This window comes from Sinomonas cyclohexanicum (assembly GCF_020886775.1).
GTDB classification, from domain to species: Bacteria; Actinomycetota; Actinomycetes; order Actinomycetales; family Micrococcaceae; genus Sinomonas; species Sinomonas cyclohexanicum.
Genome location: NZ_AP024525.1, coordinates 1,543,334 through 1,564,034, shown reverse-complemented (window position 1 = coordinate 1,564,034; position 20,701 = coordinate 1,543,334). Strand labels below are relative to the sequence as shown.

General features: G+C 70.8%; 25 protein-coding genes and 1 riboswitch. Of the genes, 9 read left to right on the top strand and 16 right to left on the bottom strand.

What is annotated here, in order from left to right; all coding sequences use genetic code 11:
• Positions 1-18: 18 nt before the first annotated feature.
• Complete coding sequence (locus SCMU_RS07495) at positions 19-1,401, bottom strand: glycine--tRNA ligase (RefSeq protein WP_229232392.1); 1,383 nt, start codon at positions 1,399-1,401, stop codon at positions 19-21.
• An 83-nt stretch (positions 1,402-1,484) separates the two neighbouring features.
• Between SCMU_RS07495 and SCMU_RS07490 the strand changes: the two genes are divergently transcribed.
• Positions 1,485-1,712, top strand: a complete 228-nt coding sequence (locus tag SCMU_RS07490) for an RNA-binding S4 domain-containing protein (RefSeq protein WP_229232391.1) — start codon at positions 1,485-1,487, stop codon at positions 1,710-1,712.
• Between the two features lie 53 nt (positions 1,713-1,765).
• Here SCMU_RS07490 and SCMU_RS07485 read toward each other — a convergent pair whose 3' ends face one another.
• Together SCMU_RS07485 and SCMU_RS07480 are read right to left on the bottom strand one after the other, a co-directional pair.
• Positions 1,766-2,479, bottom strand: a complete 714-nt coding sequence (locus SCMU_RS07485; protein WP_229232390.1) for an alpha/beta hydrolase — start codon at positions 2,477-2,479, stop codon at positions 1,766-1,768.
• 46 nt (positions 2,480-2,525) lie between these two features.
• The gene (locus tag SCMU_RS07480) at positions 2,526-3,578 is read right to left on the bottom strand and encodes an alpha/beta fold hydrolase (protein ID WP_229232389.1); all 1,053 of its coding nucleotides are present in this window, start codon (positions 3,576-3,578) and stop codon (positions 2,526-2,528) included.
• A 107-nt stretch (positions 3,579-3,685) separates the two neighbouring features.
• Between SCMU_RS07480 and SCMU_RS07475 the strand changes: the two genes are divergently transcribed.
• Together SCMU_RS07475 and SCMU_RS07470 are read left to right on the top strand one after the other, a co-directional pair.
• Positions 3,686-4,540, top strand: coding sequence for an SGNH/GDSL hydrolase family protein (locus tag SCMU_RS07475; protein ID WP_443020234.1), 855 nt, complete (start codon positions 3,686-3,688; stop codon positions 4,538-4,540).
• Positions 4,541-4,582: 42 nt separating this feature from the next.
• The gene (locus tag SCMU_RS07470) at positions 4,583-5,077 is read left to right on the top strand and encodes a hypothetical protein (RefSeq protein ID WP_229232388.1); all 495 of its coding nucleotides are present in this window, start codon (positions 4,583-4,585) and stop codon (positions 5,075-5,077) included.
• A gap of 6 nt (positions 5,078-5,083) precedes the next feature.
• Here SCMU_RS07470 and SCMU_RS07465 read toward each other — a convergent pair whose 3' ends face one another.
• The 10 genes from SCMU_RS07465 to SCMU_RS07420 all read right to left on the bottom strand — a co-directional run bounded on the left by SCMU_RS07465 (position 5,084) and on the right by SCMU_RS07420 (position 13,601).
• On the bottom strand, positions 5,084-5,311 hold the full coding sequence (locus tag SCMU_RS07465) for a ferredoxin (RefSeq protein WP_229232387.1): 228 nt from the start codon (positions 5,309-5,311) through the stop codon (positions 5,084-5,086).
• Positions 5,308-6,549 carry an NADH-ubiquinone oxidoreductase-F iron-sulfur binding region domain-containing protein gene (locus SCMU_RS07460; protein WP_229232386.1) on the bottom strand — a complete coding sequence of 414 codons (1,242 nt, stop codon included), beginning with the start codon at positions 6,547-6,549 and terminating at the stop codon, positions 5,308-5,310. Before SCMU_RS07460 ends, SCMU_RS07465 begins: the two co-directional genes overlap by 4 nt.
• Before the next feature lie 10 nt (positions 6,550-6,559).
• Positions 6,560-7,114 carry a ferric reductase-like transmembrane domain-containing protein gene (locus SCMU_RS07455; protein WP_229232385.1) on the bottom strand — a complete coding sequence of 185 codons (555 nt, stop codon included), beginning with the start codon at positions 7,112-7,114 and terminating at the stop codon, positions 6,560-6,562.
• Positions 7,111-8,070: an FAD:protein FMN transferase gene (locus SCMU_RS07450; RefSeq protein ID WP_229232384.1), complete on the bottom strand. Its 960-nt coding sequence runs from the start codon at positions 8,068-8,070 to the stop codon at positions 7,111-7,113. Before SCMU_RS07450 ends, SCMU_RS07455 begins: the two co-directional genes overlap by 4 nt.
• Before the next feature lie 176 nt (positions 8,071-8,246).
• Positions 8,247-8,801: a ferric reductase-like transmembrane domain-containing protein gene (locus SCMU_RS07445; RefSeq protein WP_229232383.1), complete on the bottom strand. Its 555-nt coding sequence runs from the start codon at positions 8,799-8,801 to the stop codon at positions 8,247-8,249.
• Between the two features lie 72 nt (positions 8,802-8,873).
• Positions 8,874-9,191: a hypothetical protein gene (locus tag SCMU_RS07440; protein ID WP_229232382.1), complete on the bottom strand. Its 318-nt coding sequence runs from the start codon at positions 9,189-9,191 to the stop codon at positions 8,874-8,876.
• A gap of 135 nt (positions 9,192-9,326) precedes the next feature.
• Complete coding sequence (gene metX / locus SCMU_RS07435) at positions 9,327-10,457, bottom strand: homoserine O-acetyltransferase MetX (RefSeq protein WP_443020277.1); 1,131 nt, start codon at positions 10,455-10,457, stop codon at positions 9,327-9,329.
• A gap of 74 nt (positions 10,458-10,531) precedes the next feature.
• Positions 10,532-11,893, bottom strand: a complete 1,362-nt coding sequence (locus SCMU_RS07430) for a bifunctional o-acetylhomoserine/o-acetylserine sulfhydrylase (RefSeq protein WP_229232380.1) — start codon at positions 11,891-11,893, stop codon at positions 10,532-10,534.
• A gap of 13 nt (positions 11,894-11,906) precedes the next feature.
• Positions 11,907-12,018, bottom strand: a riboswitch (SAM riboswitch).
• Between the two features lie 87 nt (positions 12,019-12,105).
• Entirely contained in the window at positions 12,106-13,374 is a 1,269-nt protein-coding gene (locus tag SCMU_RS07425) for a type II toxin-antitoxin system HipA family toxin (protein WP_229232379.1), read from the bottom strand.
• On the bottom strand, positions 13,371-13,601 hold the full coding sequence (locus tag SCMU_RS07420; RefSeq protein WP_229232378.1) for a helix-turn-helix transcriptional regulator: 231 nt from the start codon (positions 13,599-13,601) through the stop codon (positions 13,371-13,373). The genes SCMU_RS07425 and SCMU_RS07420 overlap by 4 nt, the downstream gene beginning before the upstream one ends.
• A gap of 210 nt (positions 13,602-13,811) precedes the next feature.
• Here SCMU_RS07420 and SCMU_RS07415 point away from each other — a divergent pair, with 210 nt between their 5' ends.
• From SCMU_RS07415 to SCMU_RS07395, 5 genes are all read left to right on the top strand, one after another.
• Positions 13,812-14,555, top strand: coding sequence for a phosphatase PAP2 family protein (locus SCMU_RS07415; protein ID WP_229232377.1), 744 nt, complete (start codon positions 13,812-13,814; stop codon positions 14,553-14,555).
• A gap of 7 nt (positions 14,556-14,562) precedes the next feature.
• The gene (locus tag SCMU_RS07410) at positions 14,563-15,210 is read left to right on the top strand and encodes a DedA family protein (RefSeq protein ID WP_229232376.1); all 648 of its coding nucleotides are present in this window, start codon (positions 14,563-14,565) and stop codon (positions 15,208-15,210) included.
• A gap of 165 nt (positions 15,211-15,375) precedes the next feature.
• Positions 15,376-16,095: a response regulator transcription factor gene (locus SCMU_RS07405; RefSeq protein WP_229232375.1), complete on the top strand. Its 720-nt coding sequence runs from the start codon at positions 15,376-15,378 to the stop codon at positions 16,093-16,095.
• Positions 16,092-17,099, top strand: coding sequence for a sensor histidine kinase (locus SCMU_RS07400; RefSeq protein WP_229232374.1), 1,008 nt, complete (start codon positions 16,092-16,094; stop codon positions 17,097-17,099). Before SCMU_RS07405 ends, SCMU_RS07400 begins: the two co-directional genes overlap by 4 nt.
• 86 nt (positions 17,100-17,185) lie before the next feature.
• Positions 17,186-17,824 carry a VOC family protein gene (locus SCMU_RS07395; protein ID WP_443020276.1) on the top strand — a complete coding sequence of 213 codons (639 nt, stop codon included), beginning with the start codon at positions 17,186-17,188 and terminating at the stop codon, positions 17,822-17,824.
• 72 nt (positions 17,825-17,896) lie between these two features.
• On the opposite strand, the gene SCMU_RS07390 is transcribed toward SCMU_RS07395, so the two are convergent.
• Positions 17,897-18,697: a CPBP family intramembrane glutamic endopeptidase gene (locus tag SCMU_RS07390; protein ID WP_229232372.1), complete on the bottom strand. Its 801-nt coding sequence runs from the start codon at positions 18,695-18,697 to the stop codon at positions 17,897-17,899.
• 60 nt (positions 18,698-18,757) lie between these two features.
• On the opposite strand from SCMU_RS07390, the gene SCMU_RS07385 reads away from it, so the two are divergent.
• Positions 18,758-19,438, top strand: coding sequence for a histidine phosphatase family protein (locus SCMU_RS07385; RefSeq protein ID WP_229232371.1), 681 nt, complete (start codon positions 18,758-18,760; stop codon positions 19,436-19,438).
• 14 nt (positions 19,439-19,452) lie between these two features.
• Here the strand turns inward: SCMU_RS07385 and SCMU_RS07380 are convergent, their stop codons facing one another.
• Both SCMU_RS07380 and SCMU_RS07375 read right to left on the bottom strand, forming a co-directional pair.
• Entirely contained in the window at positions 19,453-19,932 is a 480-nt protein-coding gene (locus tag SCMU_RS07380) for a hypothetical protein (RefSeq protein WP_229232370.1), read from the bottom strand.
• Positions 19,933-19,940: 8 nt separating this feature from the next.
• Positions 19,941-20,699 carry a DUF4386 domain-containing protein gene (locus SCMU_RS07375; RefSeq protein ID WP_229232369.1) on the bottom strand — a complete coding sequence of 253 codons (759 nt, stop codon included), beginning with the start codon at positions 20,697-20,699 and terminating at the stop codon, positions 19,941-19,943.
• Between the last annotated feature and the right edge of the window lie 2 nt (positions 20,700-20,701).

The following is a 20,701-nucleotide window of genomic DNA, read 5'->3' as shown; positions in this document are numbered from 1 at the left end:
TCCACTTCGGTGCAGGCCCTACTTCCCGAGCCGCTCGAACAGGTAGCCGGTGACCTTATCGAGAGCCACGCGGTCCTGGGACATCGTGTCGCGCTCGCGGATGGTCACCGCCTGGTCCTCGAGGGTGTCGAAGTCCACGGTGATGCAGAACGGCGTGCCGATCTCGTCCTGGCGGCGGTAGCGGCGGCCGATGGCCCCGGCGTCGTCGAACTCGATGTTCCAGTGCCGGCGCAGCTCGGCACCCAGATCGCGGGCCTTGGGCGAGAGGTCCTCATTGCGGGAGAGCGGGAGCACGGCGGCCTTGACGGGCGCAAGGCGCGGATCGAGCTTGAGCACAGTGCGCTTGTCCACGCCGCCCTTCGTGTTCGGGGCCTCGTCCTCGGTGTAGGCGTCCACGAGGAACGCCATCATCGAGCGGGTCAGGCCGAACGAGGGCTCGATGACGTACGGGATGTAGCGCTCGTTGGTGGCCTGGTTGAAGTACGCGAGCTCGTGGCCGGAGGCCTTCGAGTGGCTGCCCAGGTCGAAGTCGGTGCGGTTCGCGATGCCCATCAGCTCGCCCCACGCGTTGCCCTGGAAGCCGAACTTGTACTCGATGTCGATCGTCCCGGCCGAGTAGTGCGCGCGCTCGTCCTCGGGGACGTCGAACTTGCGCATGTTGTCGGGGTTGATGCCCAGGTCGATGAACCAGTTCCAGCACGCGTCGACCCAGTGCTTGAACCACGCGTCGGCGTCTGCCGGCGCGGTGAAGAACTCGATCTCCATCTGCTCGAACTCGCGCGTGCGGAAGATGAAGTTGCCCGGGGTGATCTCGTTGCGGAACGCCTTGCCGATCTGGCCGATGCCGAACGGCGGCTTCTTGCGGCTCGTGGTGACGACGTTGTTGAAGTTCACGAAGATGCCCTGGGCCGTCTCGGGGCGCATGTAGTGCAGGCCCTCGGCGTTGTCCACGGGGCCGAGGAACGTCTTCATGAGGCCCGAGAACATCTGCGGCTCGGTCCACTTGCCGGTGGTGCCGCAGTCAGGGCACGTGATGTCCGCCATGCCGTTCTCGGGCTCGCGGCCCTTCTTGGCCGTGTATGCCTCGATGAGGTGGTCCTGGCGGTGCCGCTTGTGGCACTGGAGGCACTCGACGAGCGGATCGGTGAAGGTCGCGACATGGCCCGAGGCCTCCCAGACCTGCTTGGGGAGGATGACCGCAGAGTCGAGGCCCACCATGTCCTCGCGGCCGCGGACGAACGTCTGCCACCACTGCTCCTTGATGTTCTCCTTGAGCTCGACCCCGAGGGGGCCGTAGTCCCAGGCCGAGCGGGAGCCTCCGTAGATCTCACCCGCCTGGTAGACGAATCCACGGCGCTTGGCCAGGGAGACGATCGAGTCCAGTGCGGTCTTGGGTGCCAAGGGGAGTCCTCCGTAGTGTCAGGCCGCTGGGTGCGGCCCGTCGGGTGTGCGGTTCTAAGACTACCGACCCTAGAGTGGGCGGCATGAATGCGAACGAGGAAACGGTCGAGATCCGCGAGGGCACCATCCGTCTGGGCCAGCTCCTCAAGCTCGCCTCGCTCGTCGAGGACGGGGTCGAGGCCACGGAGCTGATCCGCAACGGACTCGTCAAGGTCAATGGGGACATCGAGGAGCGGCGCGGCCGCCAGCTCGGCATCGGCGACGTCGTCGAGGTCAACGGGCAGCGCGTGCGCCTGGTCGCCCGCGGCTGACCCTCGCTTCCGCGAGGAGCCGCCGCGCCCCGAGCCTCAGCCCTTCCCGAACCTCAGCCCTTGAGGACCGCCATCTCGAGGAACTCCTTGACGTGGGCGATCTCGGGACCGCTGATGCTGTGCGCGATCCGCGGGTAGGTGACCTTCGTCAGGTCGACGTGGCCGCGGACCCAGCCCATCGTGTACTCGACCTTGTCCGGGGTGATCACCGGATCGGCCTGGTCGCGGCCCCAGAACATCGGCAGCGTCCCGTCGAGCTCGGCATCGCGGAAGTAGCCATACCCGGGCTCCCCGGCTGCTCCCTTCCCTGCGGACGCAGGGTCCACGGCGAACCCGGACAGGCCCACGACGGCGGCGAAGTCACCCGGGCGGCGGCGCACCACGGAGGTGGCCATGGCCATGCCCATGGAGAAGCCGAGCACAGTGACCGAGGTGTGCTGCGCACGCACGGTGTCGAGCCACGCGAGGACATACTCGGTGGCCGCCTCGACGGCGCCGAGGGAGAACTCCGGGGTTCCGATGATCGGGAACCACTGGTAGGCGCCCGGCGCGAGCATCTGGGGCGCCCGCAGGGACGCGACCGTGAACTCCTCCGGGAAGTACCCGGCCAGCCCCATGAGGTCGGCCTCGTTGGAGCCGTAGCCGTGGAAGAGGACGATGAGCGGGGTGCCGGCCCGCTCGTCCTCGGGCCGGCTCCAGAGCGCGACATGGTCCGGGTAGTGGGCGGGGTAGTTGGCTCGCTGGGCGTCGGCGGGGGCTTCAGTCATGTTCCCATTGTGGCACATAGTTGATACTTCAACTATGTGCGGGCCATCACGCGGCGAGATGGCTCCTCAGCGCGTCGTTGAACTTGTCCGGGAACTCGAGGTGCGGCGAGTGGCCGCAGCCGGGCAGCTCGACCTCGGCGACCGCACCCCCGGCCGCCCGGTACGCGTCGAGCACGTGCCGCGTCTGCGAGACCATCGGCTGCGGCGGCGCGGCCTCGGCCCCCGGCCATCCGGGGATCACGCCGAGTTGGCCCAGGCAGTTCAGGTCGAACATCGAGGCGTCTGAGACGATCGCGTCCGCGTCCCCGTGGATCCACAGAATCGGCGGCTTCTCGTCCAGGTCCACGATCCCGGAGAGGTTGAGGTGCCCCGGGGTCATCGTGTTGAGCACCCCGGACTCGCCCGGCGCGAAGCCGGGCCATGAGGACGACGGCGTGGACGTGCCCGGGTAGTTCCCGTCGCCGATCGCGGTGGTCAGCATCGAGGCCACCCAGACGTCCTCGTGCGGGGACTCGAATCCGGGGTGCACATAGGTGGTGCGGTACACGTTCCGCGGCGAGGTGGGCGCGTCCGCCGTCGCGTCCTGGGTCCTCAGACGGGCAACGAAGTCCGGGTTGGCGCCGCCGGCGCCGGTCCCGGCGTCGTCCGGGGTGAGGCGCCGGCCCTCCAGCCCGGCGGTGCCGCCGAAGCCGTAGGGGGAGACCGGAGCCTGGAGCGTCAGCGAGGCCACGCGGTGGTCGAGTGCGTACTGCATGACCACGCCGCCGCCCATGCTCCAGCCCACGAGGTGCGGCACCGAGAGCCCAAGCGTCTCCACGACCGCAGCGAGGTCGTCGCTGTAGTCGGCGAGGCCGCGGCGCGCGTCGACGGGGAGGGTCTCGCTGCCACCGAAGCCCCGCAGGTCCACCGCGACCGCGCGGAACCCCTCAGGGAGGTCGAGCATGGCCTGCTGCCAGAACAGCGAGGAGGAGACGTTGCCGTGGACGAACACGACGGCGGGGGCGTCGGCGGCCCCGGGCACGTCCGAGGCGCGCTCGAGGATCTGGGCGTCGTAGCGTGCCGTCGGGACGCGTCGGGAGGTGATGCCATCGAAGAGCATGGCGCCACAGTAGCCAGCGGCGCGCAGGTTGGGAAGGGCAAACTGAAGGCCATGTCAGGTTACCGCTCAGTAGCGGGACGTATTCGCCTCGGCGCATAATGGTTTCCGTGACCGACACGACGGAGACGAAGCACACGGGATCGGGCCTGCCGGACGGCCATCTCCACCCATGGCACCGTTACGTGGCCATCGGCGACTCCTTCACCGAGGGCATCGGAGATCCGGATCCCGGCAATCCCGGCCGCCACCGCGGCTGGGCGGACCGCCTCGCGGAGGAGCTCTCCCGCGGCACGGACGACTTCGCCTACGCGAACCTCGCGATCCGGGGCCGCCTCCTCGCAAAGATCCTCGACGAGCAGCTCGAACCGGCCCTCGAGCTGCACCCCGACCTCGTGTCCCTCTCGGCGGGAGGCAACGACCTGCTCCGGCCCGGGAGCGATCCCGACGCGCTCGCACTCAGGCTCGACGCCGCCGTCGGACGCCTCGCGGACGCCGGCGCGACGGTGCTGCTGTTCAACGGACCCGACATCGGCTCGACCCCGGTGCTCTCGGCCATCCGCGGCAAGGTCGCCACCTACAACGAGAACCTCCGGGTGGTCGCGGCGCGGCACGACGCCGTGGTGGCGGACATGTGGGCGCTGCGCCAGCTCTCCGACCCGCAGATGTGGGACACCGACCGGCTGCATTTCTCCCCGCTCGGCCACCACACGATCGCCATCATGGCGCTCGAGGCGCTCAACGTCCGGCACGGACTCGAGCCGATGGAGCCGAGCCCGATGCCCACCCGGACGTGGCGGGCGGCCCGCACCGAGGACCTCGTGTGGGCCCGCGAGTTCTTCGTGCCCTGGGTGATCCGCAGGCTGCGGCACAAGTCCAGCGGGGACGGCGTCTCGGCGAAGCGGCCGACGGCGGAGCCCGTCTTCGGCGCGGGCATGCCGCTCGGCTCGGGAGAGCCCAGCTGACACCCAGCATTTCCCCTGCGCAATCCGCGTAGGCTTGGAACCATGAGCTGGATCTTCTGGGTCGTGGTCCTCGGGTGGGTCATTCCGTTCGTCATGCGGAAGGTCGGCCAGCAGGGACAGCGGGGCGGCCGGCCGCCCTACCAGCAGGGGCGACGCGACCAGTACGGCCAATACCCCGGAAACCAGTACCCGGGACCCCAGTACCCGGCACCGCAGCAGACCCAGCCCGCGCCGCCGCCGAGGCAGGGCCAGCCCCCGCAGGGCCAGCTCCCCGAGGGCCAGAGCACCGCGCCGGCCAATCCGCAGGCGCCCTGGTGGCAGCAGCCGCTCCCGCCCGGGTTCCCCGGCCAGCCCACGCCGCAGGCGAGGCCACAGGCCCAGCCCGAGGCGTCGCCGTCGGGCGCTCCGGGGGCGCCAGACGACTCACCCCAGGGCTACCGTGCCCGGCGCCTCGCCGAGCTCGACAGGCAGTTCTCCGAGCAGAAGATCTCGCTCGAGGAGTACATGAAGGCGCGCAACGAGGTCATGCGGGGCTGAGGCCGGTCATGCACGGCTGACGCGCCGCAGCAGGAGCGCCTGGACCGGGCACATGTCGACGGCGTCCTGCGCCGCCGCCGCGAGCGCCGAGGGGACGACGACGTCGCGCCCGCCGCGGCCTACCGGGTAGCCCCAGTCGTCCCGGGTGAGGAGTTCGGGAAGCAGCTCGGCACAGAGGCCGCGCCCTTCACAGCGCGTGAAGTCGATGTGCAGCTCGAGCTGGGTCCGGCTCATGAGGCACGCCCCGTTCCTGCCGAGCACCAGCCGTCGAGGTGGGCACGGACGTCGTCCCGGAACACGGCGAGGGTGCTCCGCACGAATCCCGCGGCACCGTCCGGGTGGCGGCAGGCTCCCCGCCCGGTGACGAGGCCGGCGAGCCGGTCCGCCTCGGAGGCAAGCCATGGCGTCCGCTCCCCCGCGGCGATGCGCTCCACGACGGCCGCCATCGCGGGCAAGCCGAACATGCAGGGCCCGCACTGCTGGGCCGAACTGTCGGCGAGGTACCTCGCGATCGGCGCGGAGGCCGTGAGCGCACAGCTGCCGTTCGCCACGGCCATGAGGATGCCGGCGCCGGGCCGGGCACCGTAGCGGGCCAAACCGGCCGTTGTCATGGGCCGGTCGAACGCGTCGCGTGGAACCCAGGCACCATGGAAGCCGCCCACGAGGACGGCTGCGATTGCGGCCGGCTCCGCTCCGCCGAGCCTGAGGATCTGGCTCAGCGTCGCGCCGCCGCTGACCTCGAGGACCGAACCCCGCGGAACGTCGCCGGAGAGGCTGACGAGCCTCGTCCCGGGGTCCTCGCGGGTGCCCGCCTCGCGGAACCAGCCGGCGCCGTACCGTGCAACGAGCGCGAGCTGTGCCAGCGTCTCGACGTTGTGCAGCAGTGTGGGGCGCCCGCGGTAGCCGCTCGTGCTGAGCCGGGTCGTCGTGTCGCGCGGGAGTGCCACGCCCGTCTCGAGGGCGTTGACGACCGCGGAGGCCTCGCCGGAGACGAACGTGTGGGGCGCCTCGACGAGCTTGATGCGGCGAGCGTCCTTGCGCTCCGAGACGGCCTGCCTCACCGCGCCCAGCGACTCGGCGGGCGCATACAGGAACAACTGTGAGGCCCCAACGGCGTCACCGGCCGTGAGCAGCCCGTCGAGCACAAGGTGGGGTGCGTTCTGCAGCAGCGCAGCGTCCTTGCGGCTGAGGGGCTCGCCCTCGGCGCCGTTGGCGATCACGACGGGAGCCCCGGTCATCGACGCGCGGCCGGCCGTCGAGGAGATCTTGCGCCACGCGGGGAAGCCAGCACCGCCCCGGCCCACGAGGCCCGAGGCCTCGAGCTCGCCGAGCAGCGCCTCGCGCGTCCAGCCCTCGGGCCGGCGCCCATAGGCGGCCTCGTGGTCGCCGCGCGTGTAACCCTCGGCGGCGAAGAGCCGGCCGGTTCCCAGCGCTGGCAGGTCCATGGTCATCTCTGTCATCGTCCCAGACATGGTCTCCTCCTCAGACGCGCCCGAGCCGGGCGGCGGACGTCTCAGCAAATCGGCTGCTCATGCGCCAGACGGCGGCGCACGCCACGGACCCTGCGCAGGCCCAGGCGAGCGCCTGGAACCACAGGTCCCCGACGTTGGTGCCCGATCCGAGGGCGTGGGCGAACGCCAAGGGCCACATGGCGTAGGCGGCCCAGTGGACGGCGCGGAACGCGCGCTGGCCGATGCGTCGGCGCAGGAGCCCGGTAACGATGACCGCGAGCGCGACATCGAGCGCCGCCGTGCCGAGGCCCACCCAGAACGGGTTCCATCCTGCGACGAAGGGCATGACCGCGTCGGCGAGCGTGAGCTGGGCGTGGGAGTCGAGCATGAGGGTCCCGACGTGGAGCACGAGGAAGGTGCAGGCGATGAGGGAGACGGTGCGGTGCACGAGCGCCACAGAGAAGCGCGGCAGGCCCGCGAACTCACGGCCGGAGCGGCTGATGATGCCCAGCACGAGGACCATGGTGAACAGGACCAGCGAGACGACCCCGCTCGCCCGGCCGAAGGCCCACATGATCTCGTTCATCGGGCCGCTCCCGCCGCGAGGTGGTGTTCCGGCTCTGCGGGCCAGCCATTGAGCTCGAGGACGCCCCCATCGGCCCTCACGAGACGCGCGGGATACCCCAGCCCGCGCAGCCATCCCACGGCCCCGGGCCCGCGCACCACGGCGGCGGTGCTCGCCATGTTCGCGCTCACGCAGTCCGGGGCCGCGACGGAGACACTGCGCCACGCGGCCGGCGCGGGGAGGGACGTCCAAGGGTCGAGGATATGGTGGGCCGACGCGGCGCCGAGCCCGCGGCGGCGCTTCTGGGTGCTCGACGTCGCGAGCGCCCATCCGCCGGTCAGGCTCACTTGTGACGCGGGGTCATCTGGGAGGTCCTGGACCAGGACCTCCCACCGCTCGTTCCCGGCCGTGGCGATGTCACCGCCGAGCGAGACCAGGACGGACGTGTCGAACGCCTCGTGCAGGTCACGGGCGGCGATATCCGCGGCAGCGGCCTTCGCGGTCGCACCCAAGTCGAGGGCGACGCCGCGCGGGAGCCTCAGCGTGCGCCCGTCGAGTTCGATGTGCCGCCAGCTCGTGGCGGGAATGAGGGTCGGCACCAGGGGCCGCTCGAGGCTCGCGTGCGTCACTTCCTCCGTCGGTGCGCATGCCGGGCCGAATCCAAGGCGGGAGAGCTCGCTGCCGAGGGTGGGGACGACGTCCCCATGGCTGCGCTCGGCCGCGTCGAGTGCGGCCGCGAGGAGCCGGGCGAGGAGCGGCGAGAGATCGCCGCCGCCGGCGCGCTGGAGCCTGTTGATCTCCGAGTCGGGCCGGAAGCGGCTCGCAGCCTCGTCGACTCTGTCGAGGAAGCCGGTGAGGCGGGCGAGCGCCGGGCCCAGCACGCTGGGGTCCGCCACGGCCAGCCTGCACTCGCACGTGAAGGCGGAGAAGTCGGCGGCTGCGGGCGAAGGCCTCCCCGGTGAAGGCATCGTGCTCATGTCAGGACCCCGAGGACTGGGCCGCAGCACCGACACGCTGGGAAGACTGGGGGCCGGGCTGCGTTCCCGGGGCCGAGCTGCTGCTCCTGCATGTCGTTCCTCCTGAAGTCTGTGCTTCCAGCATGGAGGGACGGGTTGTGCGTCAGGCGGGAGGCAACTGTGGGCCGGCTATGCACTCAGACCCTGCCCAGCCGGGCACGCGAGGTCTCGGCGAATCCGGCGCTCAGGCGCCACAGGACGGCGCTCACGGCCGCTCCAGCGCATGCCCACGCGTACGCCTGAAAGAGGAGGTCGCCCGCGTTGGTCCCCGAACCGAGGGCGTGCGCGAACCCGATCGGCCACATGGCGTAGGCGGCCCAGTGGATCACGCGGAAGGTCCTCTGGCCGATCCGCTGCCTCAGCAGCGCGGTCACGGTGAGGGCGATCACGAGATCGAACGCGATCGTGCCCAGGCCCACCCAGAAGGGGTTCCATCCGGCCACGAACGGCACCACGGCGTCCTGCAGCGCGAGCTTGGCGTGCGGGTCCAGCATGAGCGTGCCGACGTGCAGCATGAGGAAGACGACCGCCGTGAGGGCCGTACTGCGGTGCACGAGCGCGACGGAGAACCGCGGAAGGCCCATGAGGGTGCGCCCCGAGCGGCTCACGATCCCCAAGACGAGGACCGCGGTGAACAGCCCGAGCGACACGATGCCGCCTGCCCGTCCGATGGCCCACATGATCTCGTTCATCGTGGTCTCGCCGCCGAATCGCGCAGGTCCCGGGCCGCCGTGCCAGAATCGGCCACGCTGGGACCCGTCACGTCAGGATCCGGAGGAGCGGCCCATCGCGCCGCCGCCCTGCGACGGGCCCAGACCCTGCTGGCCGCCTTGGTACTGGTTTCCCTGGTACTGGTTTCCACGGTAGCGCTGGCTGCCCTGGTACCCCGAGGTGGGCCCGTAGCCCGAATCGTCGGAACCACTGGTTCCCTGCGTGCTGTTCGTGTCCGAGACGTTCTGGGCGGCCGCCGGCGCGTAGACCGCGGCAGCGACGGCGCCCGCCGCGACAAGGCCGCCGGCGCCGATAGTAGCGGCGGTGAGACGCGCGCGGCGTCGTCCGATCTCCCGGATGCTCTCGCCCATCGGAACCCTCCTTGTCAGACCGTGATGCCATTTCCTCTTCCATCATGGAGGAAAGTGGTGAGGCTTCGCCGAGAGGATCCTGTGGGGTTCCTGTGCCCTGAACCGATTGCCGCGTGCCGGTTGCCGCGCGCTTGGCTAGAGCGTGAACACCCTCCGGCGCAGCTCGCCACCGAGCTGGCCGATCTCGGTGAGGAACCCGTCGTGGCCGATCTTCGCGTCGATCGAGTGCACGGGCACCTCACCGGGCAGGGCGCGCGCGAGCTCGTCGCTCTGCTCCGGGAAGTAGAGGCGGTCCGAATTGACCGAGGCGAGGAAGAACTCGGCCTTGGTGACGGCCAGCGCGCGCTGCATCCCGCCGCGCCCGCGGCCAACGTCGTGGCTCATGAGCGCCTCGGTGATCGTGATGTAGCTGTTCGCGTCGAACCTGTTCACGAGCTTCTCGGCCTGGTGGTCGAGGTAGCTCTCCACCTGGTAGCGGCCCCGCTCGGCGGCATCGTGCGGCGCCTCGATCGGGTTCTCGGCGCCCTGCCCCCGCCGGCCGAACCGGAAGTTGAACTCCGGTTCAGAACGGTAGGTGATGTGGGCGATCCGCCGCGCGAGCCCCAGGCCTGCGGTGGGCATCGGCCCGCCGTAGTAGTCGCCGCCGTTGTAGTGGGGGTCCTGTCGGATGGCCAGCACCTGCGCTTGGGCGAGCGCGATCTGCTCGGCCGTCGAGTAGCCGCCGATGGCCACCACGACACAGTGCCGCACCCGGTCGGGATAGGTCGCGGCCCATTCGAGGGCCCGCGCACCGCCCATCGACCCGCCGAGCACTGCGTGCCAGCGCCGGATGCCGAGGCGGTCGGCCAGCCGCGCCTCGGCACGGACGGAGTCGCGGATCGTGACGAAGGGGAAGCGGGAGCCCCACGGGGCGCCCCCGGGGTCGAGGCTGCTGGGACCGGTCGAGCCATAGCAGCCGCCGAGCATGTTCGCGGCGACCACAAAGTACTTGTCTGTATCCACGGGCTTGCCGGGACCCACGAGCGCGTCCCACCAGCCAGGCTCGTCCCCGGCGCCGCGGGCAACATGGGTGTCGCCGGTGAGGGCGTGCTGGATGAGCACGGCGTTGGAGGCATCCGCGTCCAGCGTCCCCCACGTCTCGTAGGCGAGCTCGACCTCGGGGAGCGCCCCGCCAGCCTCGAGCTGGAGGGCGCCCACTCCGGTGGTGCGCACGACGCCGTCCTGTTGGGTTGCGCTTCGCTGTCTGGTTACGCTTCCCTGCCCCACCGCGCTGTCGCGCGCGCCCACCGGTTGGCCCTCCTGCGTGGCGGGGTCCTCGACGGCCGAGCTGTCCACGATCGTCACGCGACGGGCTCCGCGACGGCCTCCGCCGGCGCAGAGGAGCCCTGGCCCGCGGCGGCGGCGAAGCCCGCCTCGAGGTCCGCGAGGATGTCGTCGATGTTCTCGATTCCGACGGCGAGGCGCACGAGCCCGGGCGTGACGCCCGCGGCGCGCTGCTGCTCGGGGCTGAGCTGGGCGTGCGTGGTCGAGGCGGGGTGGATGACGAGCGAGCGGACGTCGCCGATGTTGGCCACGTGCGAGTGGAGCGTGAGTGCGTCGACGAACGCCTTGCCGGCCTCCACAGAGCCGAGCTCGAACGAGACGATCGCCCCGGTGCCCTTCGGCGCGTACTTCTTGCCGAGCTCGTACCACGGGCTCGACGGCAGGCCCGCGTAGGCGACCGACTCGACGTCGGGCCGCGCCTCGAGCCACGAGGCGACCTTCTGGGCGTTCTCGACGTGCCGCTCGACGCGGAGCGAGAGCGTCTCGACACCTTGGGCGATGAGGAACGCGTTGAATGGGGAGACCGCGGAGCCGAGGTCGCGCAGGAGCTGGACGCGGGCCTTGAGGATATACGCGAGGTTCGCGCCGAGGGCGCCGTTGACGCCCAGGTCGCGGGCGAAGACGAGGCCGTTGTAGCTCTCGTCCGGCGTGTTGAAGCCGGGGAAGCGCTCCGGGTCCTGGGCGTAGTCGAACGTTCCGCCGTCGACGATCACGCCGGCGATCGCGGAGCCGTGCCCGCCGAGGTACTTCGTCGCGGAGTGCACGACGACGTCGGCGCCGTGCGCGAGCGGGTTCACGAGGTACGGAGTCGCGACTGTGTTGTCGATGATGAGCGGCACGCCGGCCTCGTGGGCGGCCCCGGCGACGGCCTCGATGTCCAGGACGTTCTGGCGCGGGTTGGAGATCGACTCGGCGAAGAAGGCCTTCGTGGTGGGCCGGACGGCAGCTTTCCATTCCGCCAGGCTGTCCGGGTCCTGGACGAACGTGACGTCGATGCCGAACTTCTTCAGCGTGTGCTTGAGCAGGTTGTAGGTGCCGCCGTACAGGGCCGCCGAGGCGACGACGTGGTCGCCCGACTCGGCAACGTTGATGATCGAGTACGTCGTGGCGGCCTGGCCGGAGGAGAGCAGGAGCGCCGCGACCCCGCCCTCGAGGCTCGCAATGCGCTGCTCGACCGCGTCCTGGGTGGGGTTGCCGATCCGGGTGTAGATCGGCGCGAGCTCCGCGAGGGCGAACCGGGCCGCGGCGCTCTCGGCGCTCGGGAACACGAACGAGGTGGTCTGGTAGATCGGCAGGGCCCGTGCGCCCGTCTCGGAGTCCGGGGTCTGGCCGACGTGGATCTGGCGGGTCTCGAAGGACCACTGGGGGTTGCTGGACATAGCAAGCTCCTTTGCGCTGCGCTTGACCGGCGGCTCTCGCCGGCCCAGGTCTTCACCCGGGGCACCCCACCGCGGCGGAGGGTTGCCGGCCAGCGAACCGGGGTTTGGCGCTGGCACTCATGACCTTTGCAGCGAGTTTACGGGTGGCCGCGACTCTGGGGCCAAGAGTGTGACCGACTGTGACCCGCCCGCCCTTTGTGACCCGCCCGCCCTTACCCGTCGAGGAGGCGTCGCCGGTGGCGCAACTCCTTGACCCACGCCCGGGTGACGGTGGAAGCGAACGGCGAGGGGCCGCCGTCGTCCGCCATGAGGTCCGCAAGCAGCGGCCCCGCGGCCCGCAGCGCCGCGGCGAGCACCCCCTCCGCAGCCCGCCCGGGCAGCCCGAGGTCCTCGGCCCACGCGAGGAAGTGGCGCCGGGAGATGCCGGTGCGCTTGCCGCCCATCGGCAGCGCGAGGGACTTGTCCCCGTACGGGACCGTGGACGGGATGTCGTAGACCGGTGCGATGGCCCACTCCCCCGGCACCGCAAGCCCCTGCACCACGGAAACGTTCTTGGCGTGCAGGTCGCCGTTGCCGGTGAGCCACGCGAAGGCCCCCTGGAGGGCCAGGCTGCGCAGGGCCGGCAGCGGCGCAGCACAGTGGGCGGCCACCGCGCGGCACAGCTCCTCGTAGCTGACGTTGTACTTGTCCGCCGGGTAGAGCCCCAGAAGCTGAGAGCCGTCCTCGACCGCGAGGCGCCGGGTTCCCTCTGCCGATCCGTCCCGCGCGGGCGGCCTGTCGAACCGCTCGACGAGCAGCCCGGCGCGCCCCGCCACGTCGCGGACGAGCTTGACCGGGCTCACCGGGATGCGCAGCTTGGCCGCGTAGCGGTACATGAGGTGCTCGTTCTCGACCACGTGCGGAAACTCGGGCGCGTTGAGCTTGAGGATGTACCGCCGCCCCGACTGCGCGGCGGGCACCGAGATCATCCCCGCGCTCACCTTGTCCTGCACGCCCGCGAGCGCCTTGGGGTCCACGAGGCTGGGGTCGTCGAGGAGCGCGGCGAAGTCGGGGGTGCGGCGGGCGTCGAGGACGACGGCGTGCTGGTCGCCACGGGCTGCGGGGCTTCCGTCGCGTCCGGCAGCACTGTCGGGAGTGCTTCCCGGGAGCGGTTCGCCGTGGGGGACGATCTGGACGTCGCCGACCGGGTCGGAGCCGGCGGCCATGAGGAGGCCCAGCTCATCGTCGGCGCTCGTCTTGACGGCGCGGCGCAGCGAGGCAAGGCGGCGTCCCTCGGGCAGGAGGCCGGTGAAGAACGGCGGGACGGCGCCCGCGCCGGTCACGACCGGCCGGGGCGTGAGCGGCAGAGTGCTCGCCACGGGCTCGCCACGCTCGGCGAGGTATGCGGGCAGGTAGGAGAACCGGGTCCCGCCCTCGGTCCGCTCGAGGCGCGCGGCGAGGACGCCCGCCTTGTAGACGTCGGCGATCCGGTGTCGGGTCACCGCGGGGCCGCCTGCTGCGCACCGCGCGGGACCACACGGAGCTCGAGGCCGAGGGCGCCCAGGACCGCCTCGAGCGTGTCGAGCTGGACGCTCGGCTTGGCCTGCTCGACGAACCGGATGAACCGCTCGCTCACGCCGGCGAGCTCGGCGAGGTCCTGCTGGGTCAGCCCGAGCGCACGACGCCGGGCCCTCACCTCGTCCGCGACCGCCCGGCTCAGCCGATCCACCCGTGCTCACCTCCGGCCTGCACCGTCACAGCTTCCGGAACGTTCGTTCCGCTTCCCAGCTTGGGCGGGCCGCGCGTGTGAGTCAAGCCACGGCGCGGGGATTCAACCGGCACGTTCGTTCCGCCGAACGGACACCCGGCTCGGAGGCCAGCTACCGCGCCTGCGGCGGTTCTTAGAACAGTCTTAGACCCCCGGCGTGATCATGGGGTCATGACGACCTCGGACTACGCCGCGCCCGGCCCGGGCACCCTCGCGGGCCGCCCAGCCCGCAGCCGGCTCACGCACCTGCCCACGCTCAAGCACTGGGTCGTGGTGCCGATCGCCATGAGCGTCGTGGTGCTCGCGCTCGGCTTCGGTGCGAAGACCACGTCCTACACCAGTCCCGAACTCGCGATCGACCAGTGGCTCAGCACCCAGCACGTCGGCTGGCTCAACACGGTCTCGCTCGCCCTCGAGCAGATCCTCGGGCCGCGGGGCGCGATCGTGATCCTCGTGCTGCTGCTCGTGGTGCTCTGGGCGGTGCGCCGGACGCCCGTGGACGCGATCGCCGTCGTCGGCATCACCGGGTTCGGGTGGGTCTACAGCCTGCTGTTCAAGTACGCGGTGCACCGCCAGCGCCCCGACGCGAGCCTGCTGGCCAACCCGCTCTCGCCGGACATGGACCCGAACAGCTTCCCGAGCGGCCACGTGTGCTTCGCGGTGTCCCTGACCGTCGCCCTGTACTTCCTGTTCCGGCACAAGCGGTGGGCCATGTGGGTCCTCGTGGGCGGGCTCGCCTTCTCGGCGTTCGTCGCCTACACCCGCGTGTACGTGGGCGTCCACTACCCCATGGACGTGGTCGCGTCCTTCCCCGCCTCCATCGCCGGAATCCTCCTGTTCTGCGGGCTCTGGAACCGGCTCGTGCCGCCGGTCCTCGCCAAGATCCCGTTCATCACACGCCTCGAAAGCCGCTGATACCTCCATGCTCGATCCCACTGCCCTCCTGACCGGCGCTGGACCCTGGGTCCTCGGCGTCGTGGCCCTGATCGTCTTCATCGAGTCCGGGCTGCTCTTCCCGTTCCTGCCCGGCGACTCGCTGCTGTTCACCGTGGGCCTCCTGCACGCCCAGCTCGGGCTGAGCCTGCCGGTGCTCATCCTCGTGGTGGCGGTCGCCGCCGTCGCGGGCGACCAGGCCGGGTACCTCCTCGGCAAGGTCGTCGGCAAACGCTGGTTCCGCGAGGACGCCAGAGTGCTCAAGCTGAGCCATCTGGCGAGCGCCGAGGAGTTCTTCGGCCGGTACGGCGGGCGGGCGCTCGTCCTGGCCCGGTTCGTGCCGATCGTGCGCACCTACACGCCGCTCGTGGCCGGGATGGCGCACTACCCGTACCGGAAGTTCCTCGGCTGGAACGTGCTCGGCGGCGTCGCGTGGGCCGTGTCGATCACGCTGCTCGGCGTCTGGCTCGGGCACGTCGAGTTCATCGCGAAGAACATCGACGTCCTGTCCGTGCTCATCGTGGCCGCATCCGTCATCCCGATCGGCATAGAGATCGTGCGCCGGCGCCTCAGGGGCGCCAAGGCCGAGCCGGTGCCGGTGCGCGTCGACGAGGACAGCGAGTACCGCAACCGCTGACGTCTGGGGGTCACCTTCCGGGAGCCACCTCCTGGGGGTCACCTTCCGGGAGCCACCTCCTGGGGGTCACCTTCCGGGAGCCACCTCCTGGGGGTCAGCACGTGCCCTCAGACGGGGTCCGCCGCTGAAGGCCCGTGCCCAGCGGCCCTTGGCACAATGTCACCCATGGACCCCACCGTGTCCCACCCCGCACTTCCCCCCGAGACGAGGCCGCGCGTGCTCCTCATCGAGGACGACAGGCAGCTCGGCCCCCTTGTGGCCGAGCTGCTCGGCGACGACTTCGACGTCTCGCTCGCCGCGGACGGCCGGGCCGGGCTTGAGCTCGCGCTCGCCGAGGAGTGGGACGCGCTTGTCGTGGACCGCGGGCTCCCAGGCCTGGACGGCGTCTCGCTCGTGAGGTCTATCCGGGCCAAGGGCCTCGCGACCCCGATCCTGCTTCTCACGGCGCTCGGCAGCGTCCCGGACAAGGTCGAGGGCCTCGACGCCGGTGCCAACGACTATCTCGTCAAGCCCTTCGACTCGGACGAGCTCGCCGCCCGGCTCCGCGCCCTCACGCGGACCTTCGCCGGCCCCGGCGGGGAGAAGCCTGCCGTGCCGCGACTCCTGCCGGTCGGCTCGTGGGACCTCGACCCCGCCGCCCGGATCCTCAGCTCGCCCTACGGCCACCGGGTCGAACTCTCCGCCGCGGAGTCGGCCCTCCTGGCCCGGCTCGCGGCGGACCCGACCCGCGTCCACTCCCGTGCAGAGCTCCTCGAGTCCGTGTTCGACGCTGGCGACACGCCCGGCGTCGTCGACACGTACGTCCACTACCTCAGGAAGAAGACCGAGAAGACCGTGATCAGGACTGTCCACGGAGTCGGCTACCAGCTCGGGAACCTCGAGTGAGCCGGCGCCCGCTCAACTCCGACGAGCTCGCGCTGCGGCGTGCGGCGCTGCGCGTGGGGGTGCAGATCGCCGGGGCGGTGGCGGTCGTCGTCGTGCTCCTCCTCGCGGCGGCGGGCCTGTTCGTGTGGGCAAAGTCCCAGCCGGCGGAGGTCATCGCCCACCTCGGGCGGACTGAGCCGCAGATCGTGCTCGACTCGGTGGACGTGTTCGGCGCCCTGATCCTGGGGGGCGTCCTCGGGATCGTCCTGGCCGGCGTGGTCGGCGTGCTCGTGGCGCGGCAGGCGGTGCGGCCGCTCGGCGAGTCCCTGGCACTGCAGCGCACCTTCGTCGCCGACGCAAGCCACGAGCTGCGCACACCGCTGACCGTCATCGACACCCGGATCCAGCTCGCGCAGCGACGCCTGGGCCCGGACAGCGAGGCGGCCGGCGTCCTCGCGGAGCTGCGACAGGACTCCGCGAAGCTGGCGGCGGTCATCGAGGACCTCCTCCACGGCATCTCCGGCGGCCCGGACGTGCCCGCAGTGCCCACGGACCTCGCGGCCCTCGCGCGCGACGTCGTGGGCGACCTCGGCGTCGTCGCCGGCGAGAAGGGCCTTGCCCTCGCCGCCGAGGCCCCGGCGGCGGCGGTGCGGGTCGCCGTCGCGCCCGCCCCCCTGCGCCGTGTCATCGTGGCCCTCGCCGACAATGCGCTCAAGTACACCCCCGAGGGCGGGCACGTCACCGTACGAGTCGGCGTCGCCGGCGGCAGCGAGGGACGAGGCACGACGGCGGTGCTCACCGTCGCGGACACCGGCCCCGGGATCGCGGGGCCGGCACCGGAACGGGTGTTCGAGCGGTACGCCGGCGCCGGCGGGGAGTCGCCCGGCGGCCGGCGAAGCTTCGGGCTGGGCCTCGCGCTCGTACGGGACATCGCCGTCCGCAACGGCGGATCAGTGCGGATCGCCGAGACCGGAACCGGCGGGACGACCATGGAGGTCACGCTCCCGCTCGCCCCGGAACGGTAGGACCCCGCCCCTTCATCTCGGACGTCCCACCTCGGTAAGGCGCACCTAAGCTGAGGCGCCCATCACAAAGTGGCACCATGACTTCCATGCGTATGGACCATGTTTCTTATGCCTGCGAAGAGGATGGCCTGCTGGCCACGACCGAGCGGATCGCCAACGCGCTCGGTGTCGAGGCGGTCAAGGGAGGGGTCCACCCGCGGTTCGGCACCCGCAACATGATCATTCCCCTCACAGACCACCACTACCTCGAGGTGGTCGAGGTCCTCGACCACCCGGCGTCGGACAAGGCGCCGTTCGGTCAGGCCGTGCGTGCCCGCAGTGCCGCGGGCGGCGGCTGGATGGGCTGGTGCGTCGAGGTCGACGACCTCGCCCCGATCGAGGAGCGCCTGGGCCGCCACGCGGTTCCCGGCAACCGCAAGTTCCCCGACGGTCGCGAGCTCGTGTGGAAGCAGATCGGCATCCTGGGGCTCATCGCCGACCCCCAGGTGCCGTACGTGCTCAAGTGGGAGGGCGACCCCCAGCTCCACCCGTCCAACGCGTACCCTGCCACCGTGCGGCTCAGCAGGCTGACCATCGCCGGCTCCGCGGCGCGCGTCACGGAGTGGCTCGGCGAGCCCGTCGAGAAGCCGCTCGAGGACGTGGAGGTCGAGTGGGTCTCGCCGAAGGGGACCCCGGGCATCATGAGCGTGACGTTCCAGACGGCCAACGGCGCCGTCACGATCTGACTCCTCGACCATGCGTAGGTGACTCCTCGGTGGTGCGTAGGTGACTCCTCGGCGACAGGAATCGTCGAGGAGTCACCCGAGGCCGATGGCCTTGCCCACGAGGCTGAATCCCACAAACGCCGTGATGTCAAGCAGCGCGTGGGCGATCACGAGCGGCATGACCCGCCCGTACCTGCGGTAGACCCAGCAGAAGACGAGGCCCATGACGGCGTTGCCCACGAACGGCCCGATCCCCTGGTACAGGTGGTAGCTGCCCCGCAGGAGGGCGCTCGCCGCAACCGCCGCGGGCGCCGCCCAGCCGAGCCTCCGCAGCCAGCCGAGCATGAACGCGACCACGATGACCTCCTCGAGGATCGCGTGCCGGATGGCGGACACGATGAGCACGGGCACGGTCCACCAGTACTGGTCGAGGCCGCTGGGAATGATCGCGGTCGTGATCCCGAGCACCCTCCCGGCCCAGTACAGCCCGAGCGAGGGGATGCCGATCGCGAGGAACAGCCCCACGCCCCAGAGCCAGTCCCGCCCGGGCCGCGTGAAGTCGAACCCCAGCCGCAGGAACGGCACCGTCCACGGCACCGGCCCCACGCGCCGTCGGGCCACCGCGTCCCACACGAAGTACAGCGCGAGCGCGACCGGGACGAGCGCGAAGAAGATGTCCAGCAGCTGGTACGTGAGGTCGAAGTACTCTCTGGAGCTGAGCGACCGGTTGAGCGTGCTCGTGCCCTGCGAGAGCGGCGCCTGGGTGGCCTTGTCGAGTAGCTGCACCACGGAGTAGACCGCCGACTGCCCCAGTGAGAGCCCCAGTACGATCAGCAGCTGGGCGCGCCACCGGACGCGGGAGGCGGATCGGACGACGGCGCGTGCTTGGGGCATGCATCCCATCATGCCGTGCCCCGCCACCAAGGCGGCACGCCTGCCCTACGCTGGGGTGCTATGAGCGCGCCGCGGCAGATCATCATGGTCCGGCATGGCCAGTCGGCCGCCAATCAGGACACGACCATCTACGAGCGCCTGCCGGACTATCGGATTCCGCTGACGGAGCTCGGCCGGGCGCAGGCGCGCGCGTCCGGTCGGGAGATCCGCGAGAAGCTGGCGGGCGAGCAGGTGTGCGTGTACGTGTCGCCGTACCTGCGCGCCTACCAGACGCTCGACGCGCTCGGCATCGCGGATCTCACCGAGCGGATCATCGAGGAGCCGCGCCTGCGGGAGCAGGACTGGGCGAACTTCCAGGACCCGGCGGAGATCGGCGAGCAGCGCCGGCTCCGCAACTCGTACGGCCATTTCTTCTACCGGTTCCGCGAGGGCGAGTCCGGCAGCGACGTCTACGATCGCGTCTCCGCCTTCATGGAGACCCTCCACCGGCACTGGAGCAAGCCGGCCTATGCCCCCAACACCCTGCTCGTGACCCACGGCCTGACAATGCGCCTGCTGTGCATGCGCTGGTTCCACTGGACGGTCGAGTACTTCGAGTCGCTCAACAACCCCGACAACGCGGGCGTGCACACGCTCGTGCGGCAGCCTGACGGACGCTACGCGCTGGACACGGCGTTCACGCAGTGGACCGAGCGGACCACGACGGACACCGTCCTCTCCCAAGTGCGCGAGCGCCTCTGACGTCCCACCGCAGGCTACCGCGGACGCGCAGTGCGCGTGCGCCGGGGATCGACCCTGCCGTACAAGGAGCCGACCGCGACCGCGAGCGCAACGAACCGGATGACATTGAAGACGGTGCCGATGATGAAGTACCGCCACGGTTCGCTCAGGGCTGTCAGGAACTTCGTCGGTGCCTCGAGCGCGAGGGTGGCAACCACCAGGACTACCGTGGTCAGCACGAGGGACTTGGTGAGCGGGCCCCCCGTCGGGATCCTGCCGAAGAGGCGCAGCATCGAATAGCCCACAATGAATCCGACGATCAGGCCGCCCAGCAGGGCTTCGATCAGCATCGGCACATAGGCGATGCCGAGCGCAGCCCGGTACTCCGCCGCCACGGGGGTCAGCGAAATGGCGAGGTTCGCCAGCCAGAACGCCAGCCCGCCCACGAGTGCCAGGATCGAAGCACGGCCGAGGAGCCCCACGGGCCTGCCCGCCCCGCCCGCACCTGCCTCCACGCCGCCCTTCACGCCGACGGCCCCTCAGAAGTACCGGCGGCATCCGAAGTGGGCGGAACGACGGCGGCCGGCGCGATGCGTGGCACCCTGATCCCCCTGACGAGGAGCCACAGGGCGAGGCCCACCTCGGCGACGAGGCTCACATACGTTCCCGGAACCCTGATCGCCGGGTAGTCGGTCAGCAGGAACGCCTGCAGGAACCAGACCACCTCGGCGATCCCGTCCAGGATGAGCAGGATCCCGAGCACCCGCGGCAGCAGACCTGACCTGAACACCAGATATCCGAGAGGGAAGAGCCACGTCCCGAAGAACAGCTGCGCGGCGACGAAGCCGAGCTTGTAGACGCTCACCGACAGGAGGACGAGCGATTCGGCCTGGGTGCCCTCGAAGGAGGGCAGCCCGCCGGCGGGTCCGCCCATGAGCATCGCCGAGACGAGCGGGAGCATGCTCGCGCATTGGACCGCAACCCCCACGGCGTTGAGCGCCAGGAACAGCAGCGCCACGTCCCGGTTCACCGGGCGAAGGAGGACATAGAGTCCCCACGCGGCCATCAGGAACAGAAACGCCGAGAGGAAGCCGAACACCAGCCCGAGCCGGAAGGAGGCCGGATCCGTGCCGATGGCGTCGTACACCTGCCGCGCGGTGCCCAGGCCGATGTGCGCGAAGAGGTCGGCGAGCACGGACGCCGCCATGAATGAGAGGTATAGGCCCCCGGCGATCCTTGCGGTCGTGATGGGTCCGATGCGCCCAGAGTGCCCTGCCGACATCC

Excerpts from the sequence above, each read along its gene's own strand:
- SCMU_RS07430 (WP_229232380.1), bottom strand. The coding sequence starts at position 11,893 with ATGTCCAGCAACCCCCAGTGGTCCTTCGAGACCCGCCAGATCCACGTC.
- SCMU_RS07395 (WP_443020276.1), top strand. The coding sequence starts at position 17,186 with ATGCGTATGGACCATGTTTCTTATGCCTGCGAAGAGGATGGCCTGCTG.
- SCMU_RS07375 (WP_229232369.1), bottom strand. The coding sequence starts at position 20,699 with ATGTCGGCAGGGCACTCTGGGCGCATCGGACCCATCACGACCGCAAGG.
- SCMU_RS07455 (WP_229232385.1), bottom strand. The coding sequence starts at position 7,114 with ATGAACGAGATCATGTGGGCCTTCGGCCGGGCGAGCGGGGTCGTCTCG.
- SCMU_RS07450 (WP_229232384.1), bottom strand. The coding sequence starts at position 8,070 with ATGAGCACGATGCCTTCACCGGGGAGGCCTTCGCCCGCAGCCGCCGAC.
- SCMU_RS07460 (WP_229232386.1), bottom strand. The coding sequence starts at position 6,549 with ATGTCTGGGACGATGACAGAGATGACCATGGACCTGCCAGCGCTGGGA.
- SCMU_RS07490 (WP_229232391.1), top strand. The coding sequence starts at position 1,485 with ATGAATGCGAACGAGGAAACGGTCGAGATCCGCGAGGGCACCATCCGT.
- SCMU_RS07465 (WP_229232387.1), bottom strand. The coding sequence starts at position 5,311 with ATGAGCCGGACCCAGCTCGAGCTGCACATCGACTTCACGCGCTGTGAA.
- SCMU_RS07410 (WP_229232376.1), top strand. The coding sequence starts at position 14,563 with ATGCTCGATCCCACTGCCCTCCTGACCGGCGCTGGACCCTGGGTCCTC.
- SCMU_RS07445 (WP_229232383.1), bottom strand. The coding sequence starts at position 8,801 with ATGAACGAGATCATGTGGGCCATCGGACGGGCAGGCGGCATCGTGTCG.
- SCMU_RS07415 (WP_229232377.1), top strand. The coding sequence starts at position 13,812 with ATGACGACCTCGGACTACGCCGCGCCCGGCCCGGGCACCCTCGCGGGC.
- SCMU_RS07480 (WP_229232389.1), bottom strand. The coding sequence starts at position 3,578 with ATGCTCTTCGATGGCATCACCTCCCGACGCGTCCCGACGGCACGCTAC.
- SCMU_RS07405 (WP_229232375.1), top strand. The coding sequence starts at position 15,376 with ATGGACCCCACCGTGTCCCACCCCGCACTTCCCCCCGAGACGAGGCCG.
- SCMU_RS07485 (WP_229232390.1), bottom strand. The coding sequence starts at position 2,479 with ATGACTGAAGCCCCCGCCGACGCCCAGCGAGCCAACTACCCCGCCCAC.
- SCMU_RS07470 (WP_229232388.1), top strand. The coding sequence starts at position 4,583 with ATGAGCTGGATCTTCTGGGTCGTGGTCCTCGGGTGGGTCATTCCGTTC.
- SCMU_RS07390 (WP_229232372.1), bottom strand. The coding sequence starts at position 18,697 with ATGCCCCAAGCACGCGCCGTCGTCCGATCCGCCTCCCGCGTCCGGTGG.
- SCMU_RS07385 (WP_229232371.1), top strand. The coding sequence starts at position 18,758 with ATGAGCGCGCCGCGGCAGATCATCATGGTCCGGCATGGCCAGTCGGCC.
- SCMU_RS07440 (WP_229232382.1), bottom strand. The coding sequence starts at position 9,191 with ATGGGCGAGAGCATCCGGGAGATCGGACGACGCCGCGCGCGTCTCACC.